Origin of the sequence: Erwinia endophytica, from assembly GCF_009295515.1 — a bacterium.
GTDB classification, from domain to species: domain Bacteria; phylum Pseudomonadota; class Gammaproteobacteria; order Enterobacterales; family Enterobacteriaceae; genus Erwinia; species Erwinia endophytica.
In genome coordinates, this window is record NZ_RQVV01000012.1 from 46,096 (window position 1) to 60,641 (window position 14,546).

Genomic DNA, 14,546 nt, shown 5'->3' on the forward strand with positions numbered 1-14,546 from the left:
TAATCAGCCGTGACTTTTCACCAGTCCGAGGAATAATCATGACAATTACAGAAGAAGAATTAGAACATATCATGAACCGACAACGTATTGTTGAAATATCTAATGGTGCAGCGGTCATAATGGGAGAAAAAGAAAAACTCGCAAAAACAGCATTGCATTACATTGAAGAGAACACTGATTCAATAAAAGCATTCCAAGAAATAGCACTGAATTTACTCAAGGCTCAGGACCACATCGACGCACAGGCGGCGCAGATTGCTGAACTGGAATCTCGCTACGCTGAGGTTTCCGGGTGGTATGCAAAAATAAAGACCAGAATGTTGGAAGCAGAAAAAGAACTGGCGGCGCTGCGGGAACAGGAACCTGTTTATTGGCAATTTATGTCAGTGAATGGAGACTGGTTAGGTATTGGCGAATCTGGGAAAGATCAAGCGGTTAAGGAAGGGTGCGAAGTTCGCCCCCTATTCAGCCAGCCAGTACCACCCGCACCGGTTGCTGTGCCGGATGAGATGAATTTTTCGGATGCCGTAAATTTTGTTCACATCAACGGAATGCCATGCGAGGACAGGCCAACTTTAGTTAGCGAAGATTATTCTGAGCTTTTAAGGCTTCGTGAGGATGTGAAGGGTCCGGAAGGGTTTGATACATGGAAAGATGCCGCAATAGCTGAAAGGATTGCAAGGGTAAGTTTAGAAAGAAAGGTTGTTAACAGTAAGCATGGAATAGACTATTTAACCGCAATGGGTGCTTTCAATTCAAATCAGTGGCACAAGATGGATCCGATAACTGGCTATATGCACGGGTATAACCAGGCCATTGCTGACAAATCGCTTATCTGCAAGGAGTTCGTGGTTAAATTGCCAAAACGGCATAGCCCTGAAGGATACCACATAGATGAGGCCTATCTAGTTGAAGATGATGAGGGGAATTGGTTAGACCGTGATGAGGTTATAGAAGCCATAAAAGCCGCTGGCGGGAGCGTGGAAGATGAATGAAGAAGAAAAGCAGGCGCTTATTATCCGTGCTGAGCAACTGATTAATCACGCCGAGGAGGCGCGAGACGAAACCCCCTTTGGTCTTAGTGAAGATGTTGAGAGTGAGCTAGCGCTGATTAAAATCGCCCTGTCCGCGATGACGGCTGAGCCGGTCGCGTGGCGTCATAATAATGGGCCGTTTGGAAAAATTGCAACCTGTAGCGAGAATGCAGCCAAAAGATGGGAGCGTGAAGGATTCGACATATCACCCCTTTACACCACGCCTCCAGCCCCAGAGGGGCCGTAATAATAGGCAGAGGTTTACCGATAGCCGCGAATGCGGTTTTTTTATGCCCATAATTTGGAATAACAGAAATGGCCGATATTGCAGATGAGGCGTTTGAACGCGAGGAATTAACGCGGCAGTTAGCTATTCGTAACAGAGCTGTGCCGCAAATGACATACACCGGAGAGTGTCACAATTGCGAAATACCAATAGACAGCGGATATTTCTGTAGCACTGAATGCAGAGACGACCACGCTAAATTTATTCGGGCTGAACAGCAGAGGAAAATAGGATGAGTGTTGAATGGGATGGTCATGGGCTACCACCTGTAGGGTGTGAGTGCGAAGCGCTAAATGGATTGGCATGGTACCCATGTATTATTGTTGCTCACTATGATGGGTTCGCCTTTGCCTGGAATTACGACAGGAGAATTACATTTACTATTAATGCCATCAAGGCGCATGAGAATTTTCGCCCAATCCGCACCAAAGCAGAGCGGAATCGTGAGGATTTCCTGAAATACTGCCATGAAAAGCCTGTTAGCACTTTCTCAGAGCTTTATGCTGACATCGCAGCCGGTAAAATTCCCGGCATAAGGCTGACAGATGAATGAACTATTCGAGCAGTATCTCAACGAGGTAATAACTCACAACGGGCAGACAGGCAAGCGCAAGCACGTTCACAGCCTGGAATGGCGTCCTATTGCTGAACAGGTCTGGAATGACTGCATGGAGATAACAAATGCAGACAGAGCACGAAAACGCAATACGCGCAGTCGCGAAAAGGTGTTGAGATGAAATAATCTCAGCAAAGAAAGGCAAGCCGAAATCCCTGCACGATGAAATAACAACCCGCCTGTTAGACAAATACACCAAACAAATCACCGCCCTGCCGCCTGATACGTTCTCAGCCAAACGCTGGCTGACGTATTACGTGCGCGTGGTGGATAAGGAGTTACGAACATGAGTGATGCATCTATTTTAGATATGTGCTGCGGCTCCCGCATGTTCTGGCTGGATAAGCAGGACAGCAGAGCTATTTTTATGGACGCACGAAAAGAGTCTCATATTTTATGTGACGGTAGAGCACTGCATATTAGCCCGGACATTATCGCAGATTTTCGCAGTATCCCGTTTCCTGACAACACGTTTTCTCAGGTTGTTTTCGATCCACCGCATCTGGTGCGTGTTGGTGAAAAATCGTGGATGGGTAAAAAATACGGAGCATTGGATAGGGATACATGGTGCGATGATATTCGGCAGGGATTTGCCGAAGCATTCAGGGTGCTGCGGCCACAAGGAACTCTCGTTTTCAAATGGAATGAAACGCAGGTGCCAGTCAGTCAGGTTATCGCATTGACCGACCATAAACCGACTATCTGGCAGCGGACAGGGAAGGCGGACAAAACGCACTGGATCCTGTTCCTCAAGTAACCCACCCCACTATCTCAATAGCATTAGCAATCATCGCCCGGGCGGTGTTCATATTATTATCAGAGGTAACTAACTATGGAAAAATACAGCCTCTCTCGCGAAGAGGCGGCTCAGTTTATGGGTATCGACCGGGACACGCTGACGCAATGGTGTCGTTCCGGACGGATCATCTTCACAAAGAAAAACCCTCTAAAACCAAACTCACCATACCTGTTCACCCGTACCGCCTGTATTGCAGCTTTAAAAAATCCACTGCAAACTGTCGGCGTGAGCGCGGCGAATGCACATGAGGAGAGCACATGTCACTTTTCCGCAGAAATGATACCTGGTACGCCAGTTTCATCAAGCCGGACGGCAAACGTTTTAAGCGATCTCTTGGGACGACGGACAAAAGGCAGGCTCAGGAACTCCACGACAGGCTGAAGGCCGAGGCGTGGCGGGTCAGCCGGATGGGGGAAACTCCAGGCATAACTTTTGAGGATGCCTGTGTTCGCTGGCTGGAAGAGAAAGCACATAAAAAATCGTTGGACGATGATAAAAGCCGGATCGGCTTCTGGCTGCAACACTTTGCAGGGATGCAGCTGAAGGAAATAACAGAAGTAAGGATTTACAACGCTACAAAGAAGATGACTAACCGCCGGCATGAGGAGAACTGGCGACTGATGGCTGAGGCGTACAGGAAGAAAGGAAAGGAACCACCTGAGTACAGGCCAAAGGCGGCGTCCACAGCAACGAAGGCGACGCACCTCGCCTTTATTAAGTCGCTACTCAGGATGGCTGAGAGAAGCTGGAAAATGCTGGACAAAGCGCCAATAGTCACAGTGCCGCAGCCAAAGAACAAGCGCATTCGCTGGCTGGAACCGCATGAGGCTCAGAGGCTGATTCAGGAATGCCCGGAACCACTCAAGTCTGTTGTCAATTTTGCGCTGGCTACTGGACTTCGCCGGTCAAACATCATCAATCTGGAATGGCAACAGATAGACATGCAGCGCCGGGTTGCGTGGATCAACCCGGAAGACAGTAAGTCAAATCAGGCCATTGGCGTGGCGCTGAATGAGACCGCATGTCAAGTACTGAAAAAACAGATTGGACGCCATCATAAATGGGTTTTTGTTTACACAGAACGCAGCACCCGGCCAGATGGAACCAATACGGATGTTGTCAGGAAGATGCGCTACGACGCTAACACAGCATGGAGAGCAGCGCTGAGGCGTGCAGGTATAGATAACTTCCGCTTTCACGATCTGAGACATACGTGGGCAAGCTGGCTTGTTCAGTCAGGAACGCCTATTTCAGTGCTACAGGAAATGGGCGGCTGGGAAAGTATCGAGATGGTACGCAGGTATGCACACCTGGCACCGAACCATCTCACCGAACACGCCAGGCAGATTGACGCCATTTTTAATGCCTGTGTCCCAAATCTGTCCCACCTTGATGCTAAGGATGGTACAAATGACACCTAACTCGTTGAAACTATTGGTGCCGATAATAGGAGTCGAACCTACGACCTTCGCATTACGAATGCGCTGCTCTACCAACTGAGCTATATCGGCCTGGAGAGAGGGTGTAACGGGGGCATACGTTAAGAAAATCCAGCCGTCTCGTCAAGCTCCATTGTTGCGTATGCCTGATTTCTCACCACTATGCTTAATAGCTTTACATAATAATGTCCCCCTTGCGAGGGATGGCATCTCAGCCAGTACTGGTTTTGTGTGCTGAGAAGCATCAATGTGCAGCGTTATTTAATCAGCTCTACGGTTACTGTTATCGTCCCTCTCCCTTGCCCCTCGGGTCTGTCCCGTACCCAACGCGCTTTATCAATGACCCGCCATCAGCGATAATGGCGGTTTGCGCTTTCTCGAAGGGAAGATGATGAGCGGCTCGCAACAAAGCCTGTCGGCGCACAAACGGCCGATGAAACTGAGTACCTCGATTACATTGATGGTTTGCAGCGTTATGGTTTCGGTACTGTTGGTAGTCTATGCCCTGTATTTTGTGCAAATCAGTCATATTACCCGCGACGGATTGAAAGCGGCCGCCTTCGCCGTCGCCAGAACCCTAGCTGACGATCCCGTGGTGAAGCAGGCGCTGACTTATCCTCCCGACAGAAAGATTATCCAGCCAGTGGCGAGCCACGTGCAACAACGCAACAATCTGCTGTTTGTGGTCGTGACCAATATGGACGGCATCCGTTACTCTCATCCCGACGCCCGCGTTATTGGCGAGCATTTTATTGGCGATGACCTGCAGCCAGCGCTGGCTGGCCACGAAAACACCTCAATTAACCGGGGCATGCTGGATGAAGCAATGCGGGTCTTCACGCCAGTCTATAACAACCAGCAACAGCAAATAGGCGTGGTTTCGGTCGGTATTTCTCTGCGTAACGTTGCTGAGCAGATAAACCGCAGTCGCTGGAATATGTTGTGGGCCGTGCTGTTCAGTGTCCTGGTCGGCTCTCTGGGGATCTGGGTACTGGTACGGATCCTTAAGCGCATTCTGTTCGGTCTCGAACCTTACGAAATCTCCTCCCTGCTTGAGCAACGCCAGGCGATGTTGCAATCCCTGAAGGAAGGGGTGATCGCCATTGACCATGAAGGAAGAGTGACGCTGATTAATCACGCGGCACGTAAGATGCTGCTCTCGCCAGACGAGTTGCTGCAGGGTAGACGCGTGGAGCCGGGAGCTCTGGTCGCGACGCTGCGTGAAGTCGTTCGCAGCGGCACCCCTGTTCAGGATCGAGAAATCAGCAGCTATGGCCGACTGTTTCTGTGTAATATTCTGCCAGTACGCAGTAACAACCAGGTGATTGGCGCCATCAGTACCTTCCGTGACAAGACCGAGATCCGCTTGCTGATGCAACGCCTGGATGGCATGGTCAGTTATGTCGATGCGCAGCGCGAGCGCTCGCACGAATTTATGAATAAGCTACACGTCATTCTTGGCCTGCTGCATATGAAGAATTATCCGCAACTGGAAGATTACATCCTACAGACGGCCAATAACTATCAGGAAGAAATCGGCGCCCTGCAGCATAAAATTCGCTCGCCAGTCATTGCCGGTTTTCTGTTGGGCAAAATGAACCGCGCCAAAGACGCCGGCCATACCCTGACGCTGTCCGAAGAATGTCTGGTGCCGGATAATCCCAATAAGCAGCAGGTTGCCGTACTGATTACCGTGCTGGGCAACCTGATTGAGAATGCCCTTGATGCGATGGCGGAGCATCCCGATGGCGAAATCAGCGTACTGCTGCATTATCATAACGGTTGGTTGGGCTGTGAGGTCAGCGACGATGGCCCCGGTATTGCGCCTGAACATATTCAGGCTATTTTTGATAAAGGTTTTACCAGCAAAGGCGGTGAACACGGCATAGGTCTGACGCTTGCCAGACAGCAAACCGAGGACATCGGCGGCAGCATCACGGTGGAATCCGAGCCCGGTGTGTTTACTCAATTTTTTATTCAGTTACCCTGGGACATCGAAAGGAAGAGTGTGTGATTAATCTATTAATAGTTGATGATGATGCCATGGTCGCAGAGCTTAACCGCATCTATATCAGCCAAATCCCGGGCTTCAGTTGTTGCGGTACCGCCGCCACGCTCCGACAGGCCAGGGAGATGATTAATGACCCGGCACAGGACATCGATCTGATCCTGCTGGATGTTTATCTGCAGCAGGATAATGGACTGGATCTACTGCCGATGCTACGTACCACGCACAGCCCCATCGATGTGATTGTAATTTCGTCCGCCTCTGATGCGGCAACAATTCAGAAATCAATGCATTACGGCGTGGTGGATTACCTGATCAAACCGTTCCAGTTTTCTCGCTTTGAAGAAGCGTTAACTAACTGGCGCGAAAAGAAAAACCTGATGAGATCGCATCAATATTACGAGCAGGCGGATGTGGACCGCCTGATGCACGGCGGCGCGTCGGTGGCCGCAGATACACGCCGTCTGCCCAAAGGACTGACTCAGCAAACGCTGCGCACCCTTTGTCAGTGGATTGACCAGCATCCAACCACTGAGTTTTCAACCGATGAACTGGCGAATGCGGTAAACATTTCGCGGGTATCCTGCCGCAAATATCTGCTCTGGCTGGCACAGATCAATATCCTGTTCACCAGCGTTCATTATGGCCTGACGGGTCGACCGGTCTACCATTATCGCCTGCAGGCAGAGCACCATGAGCTGCTTAAGCAATATTGTCAGTGACCAGCCGGTAGTCACTATCCAGCAAGGTAAAGCGAAACTGATGGCCAGAAGAGCAGATCACTTCACGCTGCTTAGTGACAAATATCGCCTCTATACCAGGTTGATGGCGTAGCGCCGCACAGCCTTTCTCCACGCCCATGCCGTAAATCAGCGTGCTCCAGATATCACCGTCGAGAGAGTCGGTGGAGATGATGGTCACGCTATCCAGTTCGTTATCTAACGGGTAGCCGTTACGTGGGTCAAGAATATGGTGATAACACCGCCCATCTTGCTCAAAGTAACGTTCATATACGCCAGAGGTGACCACTGATTTATTCTCCACAAGAAGCGTCCCAACCAGGCTATCCACTGTGGAAAACGGCTTTTTCAATCCGACTGACCAACCTCCTGGCGGCGAGCCCAGCGTCTGCACGTTGCCACCAAGGTTAATTAATCCCTGCGTGACCCCTTGCGACTTCAGGTAGTCACGTACGCGATCGGCAATAAAACCTTTAGCAATGGCGCCCAAATCGATTTCCATCCCGGGCTGGGTCAAAAATACCGTTTCTGCGGATTGATCGAGCTGTACCAATTCGGGTCGGGTACGGGGCAACAGTGCCGCAATCTCTTCAACTGACGGCACGCTGGCACCGCAAAAACCAATGCGCCAGCGTTTCACCAAAGGTCCAATGGCCAGATTAAAACAACTGTCTTTCACCAAGCTGGCCGCCAAAGCACATTTAATCAATGCAAACACCGGCGCACTGACCGCCACCGCTGCACGGCCTGCCGCGTGATTAATCGCCATCACCTCAGATTGGGCACGGTTTACGGTCAGTAAATCTTCGTATTTTTTGATTAAACGGAAGACCCGGGAGACAAGAGCCTCATTGTGTTCAAACAGTTTCAGCAGGATCGGCGAACCCATTAATACGGCGGAATAACCATAAACACCACGCTCAGACAACATAAAGGGCTCCTCGCATAAAAAACGCCCCGGCAATCACCGGGGCGCAGAGTGCTTAACGTTTTGCCCAGCTTGCCGCCTGATGACCCGCCAGGGTGCCAAAGATGATAATATCAGCCACCGCGTTACCGCCAATACGGTTACCCCCGTGGATGCCGCCAACCACCTCACCAGCGGCGTAAGCGCCAGGGATCACCTGTTGCTGTTTATCCAGCACGGCGGTGTCGGTATTAATGGTCACGCCGCCCATCGTATGATGAACCCCTGGCGCAATGCGAATAGCATAGAACGGCCCCTGCTTTAACGGATTACGCATGCCGGTTTTGCGGCCAAAGTCCAGATCATTCTGCTGCTCCACAAAACCATTGTAACGCTCCAGCGTCGCCAGAAAGCGATGCGGGTCCATCTCCAGTTTAGCCGCCAGCTCGCACGGTGAATCAGCGCTGACCACAAAACCTTTTGCAAGGTACTCATCGGCGGCTTTATTTTTCACCCGGACGTTCTCATCAAACACGATCCAGGCGTAATGCTCCGGCAACGCGATAATCGCCGCGGATACCTTATCGCGAGTTTCCATTTCATTGTAGAAGCGGTTGCCCTGTTGGTTAACCAGGATCGCCCCACCGCCGCGAATAGATTCTGAGATCAGATAGGAAGTGGTCTGTTCTACGGTGGGATGGATCTGGATTTCCCCCATATCTACCGTTCCCGCGCCGATATGCTCCAACAACGCAATACCACCGCCCGTGGCGCCTTTGTGGTTGGTGGTCACAAACCCCGCCAGATCCGGGCGATATTTCACCACCATTTGGCTATTGGCACTGAAACCGCCAGTGGCGACGATCACGCTTTTGGTACGGATGTGCAGTTCTTCGTGTTCATCTGTCAGCAAACGCACACCGCTGATCGTACCGTGTTCAGTCAAAATTTCGCTCACTGAGGTATCAAGCATTACCTCAATTTCACGTTTAGTAATGTTACGCACCAGGCCGCTGATCAGATAACCGCCGACAGCGGATCCATCTCGCGGACGATGAGTACGATCGATGCTCATTCCTCCGGTGGTGGTGATGTCGTTGAGCATAATGCCGCGGTTGGCGAGCCACTCAATAGCCAGCGGCGCGTTTTCAACAAAGCGATGCAGCAGTGCCGGGTTGTTTTTGTTTTTGCCGCCTTTTAACGTTTCGGCAAAAAACAGCTCTTTGCTATCGTTGATGCCTTTCACCCGCTGGAAGCGGGTTTCCGCCGCATTCATCCCGGCGGATGCCTTAATGGTGTTACCGCCAATCGTGGGCATTTTTTCCACGATCAGCACCCGGGCCCCCTCGTCATGCGCCTGGATGGCGGCAGCCAGGCCGGCACCACCACTGCCAACAACCACAACATCATAATCCTGTGGGACGGAGGGATTCATCCCTTCTTCCACCCTCCGCGCCTTGCTGGACTTCACCATGGCTTTCGAGACCGCTTTTTTCACTGCTTCGCTCTGCGCGGTGGCGCCAGCAATGGCGTCCACATGAGGGCTGTTAGCATGCAGAATACGCTCACGGATCGCTTCAAAATGGGTCACAAAGCTGACGTCATCCTCCGGACCAGCAGCCAGCTCAATATCCGCGATACGGTCAGTATCAAGGCTGACGCTGATCACCCGTTCGTTTTGCTCATCCTGCACCTTCTCAATAAAAGTACCGACTTTGAATTTCGCCGACGCCATGCTCATGTCACGGATTATTGCTTCAACCAGTGAGAAGCGCCACAGCGGCTCAGGAATGTGTTTCGCTTCACGTTGGGTGCTGTCGATAAGCAGCGGCAGATTTTCACCGCTGGCAATACGCTCAGCCCAGTCTGGATAGGCAATGCAGGCACGGCCTACCGCCACCAGGTCATAACCGTGCTCTATTGCCTGTTCGGCATCGACGGCATTAACCACACCGCCTACGCCCATCACCGGGATCTGCGCCAGTGTGGCGGAACGCATTGCCAGATAGTGGGTGATTAATGGTGTTGGATCACGGGTCTCAACGATCGACGGGCGCAAGGTGGAGCCCATGGAAAAATGCAGGTAGTCCAGGCCCCGTACTGCCAGTTTTTCCAGCAGATACAGAGTATCTTCAAACCTGATGCCAGGAACTTCCCTTTCTTCAGGTGAGAAACGATAGCCAATGATGAAGGAATCGTCAGCATACTGACGCACCATCTGGTGGGTGATATCCAGCACAGCCAGAGGAAATTTAGCGCGGTTATCACGACTACCGCCCCATTGATCATCACGCTGATTAGAGTTGGGAGAGTAAAATTGCTGGATCAGATAGGTGTTAGCACCGTGAATTTCGACACCATCGAAGCCCGCCTGAATAGCCCGGCGCACGCCTTCGCCAAACTTAGCCACCATACCGTCCACTTCGTCAGTGGTTAATGCAATCGGGGTCACGGCACCCTCACGCGGCGTAGCCAGCGCACTGGGGGCAACTGGCGTACGACCGCCAATCAACGTCGGCTCAACCATCCGGCCGCCGTGGTAAATCTGCAAAATGGCTTTAGAACCTTCAGCTTTGATCGCTTCGGCGATTTTTGCCAGTCCGGCGATCTTTTCATCATGATCGATACCAATGGCGCCGGGAAACGCCAGACCGAGATCATCGACAAAACAGCATTCCACCACGATGGCGCCAATGCTGCCAGCGCGTGCCCGATAATACTCCACCAGATCGTGGGTAACCGAGCCGTCAAAGTAGCCGCTACAGGTAGTCATCGGCGCCATCAACAACCGATTTTTCAGTTCTGTACCATTCGGCAAAGTAAAGGGACTAAACATAAGTGATTTCGTGCTGATCATTGTCAACTCCAAAATTTTTAAAAAATTAAATTAAAAATTCGATTGCCGACAATATTTTTAGTTCTGATTATTTGTCGATGGCATGACACCAATATAATCCTATTTTTAATTACTAAAGCCATTACATTAGTTAAATAAGTATTGAAGCACACCAATGACCTAAATAAACTTGTAGGACAAATCTTCCCAAGATATAAAAATTCACAACAGGAGAATAAATTTAACTTTTATTTTACCATCACCAAACCAGATAACCATGCCGCCTTCACCAAGGCCTGCCGGGCTGGTAAGTTGATTCTTCCCTTTACGGATCACATGGGAAAAATCCCAATCTCTTTTAAACCGAGGGTTGAGTAAAATAAATTCGGCAATTTATTAGGCACCAAAAATATTAAACACTGAGTAAACGAATATGATTTATTGATCTTGATCAAAAGCAATCATTCCAGAAAGCGCAGAATATAAATATCATATGGATTTATTGTGAAAAAAATTAATGTACTGAGTTGCTATTCATAAAAATGAGGGCCGCCGCTTTTTACTCACCGATTAAGTAAAACAGTAACCACTAAAAAAAGCGACAACCAGACGAGACGAATAGCACAAACGAATCTTAAACTACTAGCAGACATGTACCATGACTGATAAAACACTCTCTCTGCCGCTAAAAAAAGCGGGCAATGCGAAGGCCGGTAAGAAAAATCGCCTGGTGATGATGGCGATCCCCGTTATCGTGGCCCTACTATTGTTGTGCGTGCCGACGCCGACAGGGCTTCCACCTTATGCATGGCACTTCTTCGCTATCTTCGTCGGCGTTATTGTCGGCCTGATTTTCGAGCCACTTCCCGGAGCCGTTATCGGCCTGACTGGCGTGGTAGTTATCGCGCTGGGTAGCCAGTGGCTGTTATTCAGCCCGGAACAACTGGCTGATCCGAAATTCAAGCTCGCCGGTCAATCGTTCAAATGGGCGGTAAGCGGCTTCGGTAACTCCACCGTATGGTTGATCTTTGGCGCTTTCATGTTCGCGGCTGGTTATGACAAGACCCAGTTAGGTCGCCGTCTGGCGCTGATCCTGGTGAAATACCTCGGCCGTCGCAGCCTGACGCTGGGCTATGCCATCACGCTGGCTGATCTGTTGTTGGCCCCCTTTACTCCATCCAACACCGCACGCAGTGGCGGAACCATTTTTCCGATTATCTCCAACCTTCCGCCGCTGTACGGTTCTAAACCTAACGATCCCAGCGCACGTAAAATTGGTTCTTACCTGATGTGGGTCGCCATTACCGCAGCCTGTATCACCAGCTCAATGTTTCTGTCCGCTCTGGCACCAAACCTGCTGGCACTGGCGCTGGTAAAAAGCACGGTCGGTATCAATATCTCCTGGGGTACATGGTTTATCGCCTTCCTGCCGGTAGGCCTGTTATTGATCCTGACCATGCCGCTGTTGGCTTACTGGTTCTACCCGCCAGAAGTAAAAGTGAACGATGAGGTTCCACGATGGGCGAGCCGCGAGCTGGAAAAACTCGGCAGAATGTCACGTAATGAAATCCTGTTACTGCTGTTCGTGTGTTGTGCGCTCATCATGTGGATTTTCGCAACCAGTTTTATTGAGCCCGCTCTCGCGGCGCTGCTGGTGATTGTGCTAATGCTGTGGACGGGAGTGCTGGAATGGAATGATATCACCGGCAACAAAGCCGCCTGGAACACCTTCGCCTGGTTCGCCACACTGGTGGCGCTGGCTGACGGTCTCTCCTCTACTGGTTTTATCGCCTGGCTGGGTAAGGAGGGCGGCGCACTGATGGGCGATATCTCTCCAGGAACCGCGACCATCGTCCTGCTGCTGGCGTTCTACCTGCTGCATTATCTGTTTGCCAGCACCACGGCGCACACCACCGCGTTGCTGCCTGCCGTACTGACTATCGCCGCCACCATTCCGGGTATCAATATGGAGGTATTCTGTCTGTTGACCGTCACCTCGCTGGGGATCATGGGAATTATTACGCCTTATGGCACCGGCCCAAGCCCGATATACTATGGTAGCGGCTATCTGCCGACGAAAGATTACTGGCGGTTGGGGACTATCTTCGGCGCCATTTTCCTGGCCGCTCTGTTAATGATTGGTTATCCGTGGATGGTAATGATGTTCTGATTAACAACTGCCGGGGAGAGCCCCCCGGCAGTGATATTTTAGGAGCAAAAAAACAATGTCGAACAAGCCGTTTTATTATCAGAACCCTTTTCCACTGGCGCCTGATCAGACCGACTATTATCTGCTGAGCCGCGACCATGTGTCGGTAACCGAGTTTAACGGCCAGCCGATATTGCAAGTTGAGCCGGAAGCGCTGACACTACTGGCAAAGCAAGCCTTCCACGACGCATCCTTCATGCTACGCCCCGCCCACCAACGGCAGGTCGCGGATATCCTTGATGATCCCGAAGCGAGCGAAAACGACAAATATGTCGCACTACAGTTCCTGCGTAATTCAGAGATCGCCGCCAAAGGCATTCTGCCCTCCTGTCAGGACACCGGCACCGCGATTATCATCGGCAAAAAAGGTCAATGCGTCTGGACTGGCGGCGGCGATGAGGCCGCACTGTCTCAGGGGGTTTATCACACCTATATCGAAGATAACCTGCGTTATTCGCAAAACGCCGCGCTGGATATGTATAAAGAGGTGAATACGGGAACCAATCTCCCCGCACAAATTGACCTGTATAGCGTGGATGGCGAAGAGTACAAATTCCTCTGTATCGCCAAAGGCGGTGGTTCTGCCAACAAAACCTATCTGTACCAGGAAACCAAAGCGCTGTTAGCGCCAGGCAAATTGCTGGCTTATCTGGTTGAGAAAATGCGTACGCTGGGGACCGCCGCCTGCCCACCGTACCACGTGGCGTTTGTTATCGGCGGCACATCCGCCGAAGCCACGCTGAAAACCGTTAAACTGGCCTCCACACATTACTACGATGGCCTGCCGATCACAGGCAATGAACATGGCCAGGCGTTCCGCGATGTGCAACTGGAACAGGAATTGTTGAAAGCCGCGCAGAAACTTGGCCTTGGCGCACAATTCGGCGGCAAATATTTCGCTCACGATATCCGCGTGATCCGCCTGCCGCGTCACGGCGCGTCCTGCCCGGTGGGAATGGGGGTTTCCTGCTCAGCCGACCGCAACATTAAAGCGAAGATTAATCGCGACGGTATCTGGATCGAAAAACTGGAAGATAATCCGGGTAAATTCATCCCTGAAAGCCTGCGTCATGCGGGTGAAGGTGAAGCGGTGAAGGTGAATCTGAACCGTCCGATGAAGGCGATCCTCGCGCAACTTTCCGACTTCCCGGTCTCTACGCGTCTGTCGCTGAGCGGTACCATTATCGTGGCACGCGATATCGCCCACGCCAAACTGAAAGAACGTATTGATAACGGCGAAGACCTGCCGCAGTACGTAAAAGATCACCCGATCTATTACGCGGGCCCGGCTAAAACACCTGAAGGCTATGCCTCCGGTTCGCTCGGTCCGACCACGGCGGGACGCATGGACTCCTATGTCGATCTGCTGCAATCTCACGGCGGCAGTATGATAATGCTGGCAAAAGGCAATCGCAGCCAGCAGGTCACCGATGCCTGCCACAAGCACGGTGGTTTCTACCTCGGCAGCATCGGCGGCCCGGCCGCGGTACTGGCACAGCAAAGTATCAAGAGTCTTGAGTGCGTGGAATACCCTGAGCTGGGGATGGAAGCTATCTGGAAAATCGAGGTGGAAAATTTTCCGGCATTCATTCTGGTCGACGACAAGGGCAATGACTTCTTCCAGCAGATTCAGAGCAATCAGTGTGCCAGTTGCCATAAATAAGGTTGAGTG

11 protein-coding genes and 1 tRNA gene are annotated in these 14,546 nt (G+C 51.3%); 9 read left to right on the plus strand and 3 right to left on the minus strand.

The window, feature by feature from the left end:
• Positions 1-38: 38 nt before the first annotated feature.
• The 5 genes from EH228_RS20145 (at position 39) to EH228_RS04695 (ending at position 4,156) form a co-directional block, all read left to right on the plus strand.
• Positions 39-995 carry a hypothetical protein gene (locus EH228_RS20145; protein ID WP_193323271.1) on the plus strand — a complete coding sequence of 319 codons (957 nt, stop codon included), beginning with the start codon at positions 39-41 and terminating at the stop codon, positions 993-995.
• Positions 988-1,281: a hypothetical protein gene (locus EH228_RS04670; protein WP_152320517.1), complete on the plus strand. Its 294-nt coding sequence runs from the start codon at positions 988-990 to the stop codon at positions 1,279-1,281. The genes EH228_RS20145 and EH228_RS04670 overlap by 8 nt, the downstream gene beginning before the upstream one ends.
• A gap of 271 nt (positions 1,282-1,552) precedes the next feature.
• A complete protein-coding gene (locus EH228_RS04675) occupies positions 1,553-1,873 on the plus strand; it encodes a hypothetical protein (protein WP_152320518.1) in 321 nt (106 codons plus the stop codon).
• Positions 1,874-2,222: 349 nt separating this feature from the next.
• Positions 2,223-2,693, plus strand: coding sequence for a class I SAM-dependent methyltransferase (locus EH228_RS04685; protein ID WP_152320519.1), 471 nt, complete (start codon positions 2,223-2,225; stop codon positions 2,691-2,693).
• Between the two features lie 299 nt (positions 2,694-2,992).
• Entirely contained in the window at positions 2,993-4,156 is a 1,164-nt protein-coding gene (locus EH228_RS04695; RefSeq protein ID WP_152320520.1) for a site-specific integrase, read from the plus strand.
• A gap of 14 nt (positions 4,157-4,170) precedes the next feature.
• On the opposite strand, the gene EH228_RS04700 is transcribed toward EH228_RS04695, so the two are convergent.
• Positions 4,171-4,246, minus strand: a tRNA-Thr gene (locus EH228_RS04700).
• A gap of 319 nt (positions 4,247-4,565) precedes the next feature.
• On the opposite strand from EH228_RS04700, the gene EH228_RS04705 reads away from it, so the two are divergent.
• Positions 4,566-6,188, plus strand: coding sequence for a sensor histidine kinase (locus EH228_RS04705; RefSeq protein ID WP_152320521.1), 1,623 nt, complete (start codon positions 4,566-4,568; stop codon positions 6,186-6,188).
• A complete protein-coding gene (gene dcuR / locus EH228_RS04710) occupies positions 6,185-6,904 on the plus strand; it encodes a two-component system response regulator DcuR (RefSeq protein ID WP_152320522.1) in 720 nt (239 codons plus the stop codon). The genes EH228_RS04705 and dcuR overlap by 4 nt, the downstream gene beginning before the upstream one ends.
• On the opposite strand, the gene EH228_RS04715 is transcribed toward dcuR, so the two are convergent.
• Together EH228_RS04715 and EH228_RS04720 are read right to left on the minus strand one after the other, a co-directional pair.
• Positions 6,885-7,853 carry an FAD:protein FMN transferase gene (locus EH228_RS04715; protein WP_152320523.1) on the minus strand — a complete coding sequence of 323 codons (969 nt, stop codon included), beginning with the start codon at positions 7,851-7,853 and terminating at the stop codon, positions 6,885-6,887. The two genes, dcuR and EH228_RS04715, sit on opposite strands and share 20 nt — an antisense overlap.
• Positions 7,854-7,905: 52 nt before the next feature.
• Positions 7,906-10,665, minus strand: coding sequence for a flavocytochrome c (locus EH228_RS04720; RefSeq protein ID WP_420841448.1), 2,760 nt, complete (start codon positions 10,663-10,665; stop codon positions 7,906-7,908).
• Between the two features lie 658 nt (positions 10,666-11,323).
• Between EH228_RS04720 and EH228_RS04725 the strand changes: the two genes are divergently transcribed.
• Positions 11,324-12,835: an anion permease gene (locus EH228_RS04725; RefSeq protein ID WP_152320524.1), complete on the plus strand. Its 1,512-nt coding sequence runs from the start codon at positions 11,324-11,326 to the stop codon at positions 12,833-12,835.
• Positions 12,836-12,890: 55 nt separating this feature from the next.
• Positions 12,891-14,537, plus strand: a complete 1,647-nt coding sequence (fumA, locus tag EH228_RS04730; protein WP_152320525.1) for a class I fumarate hydratase FumA — start codon at positions 12,891-12,893, stop codon at positions 14,535-14,537.
• Positions 14,538-14,546 lie beyond the last annotated feature (9 nt).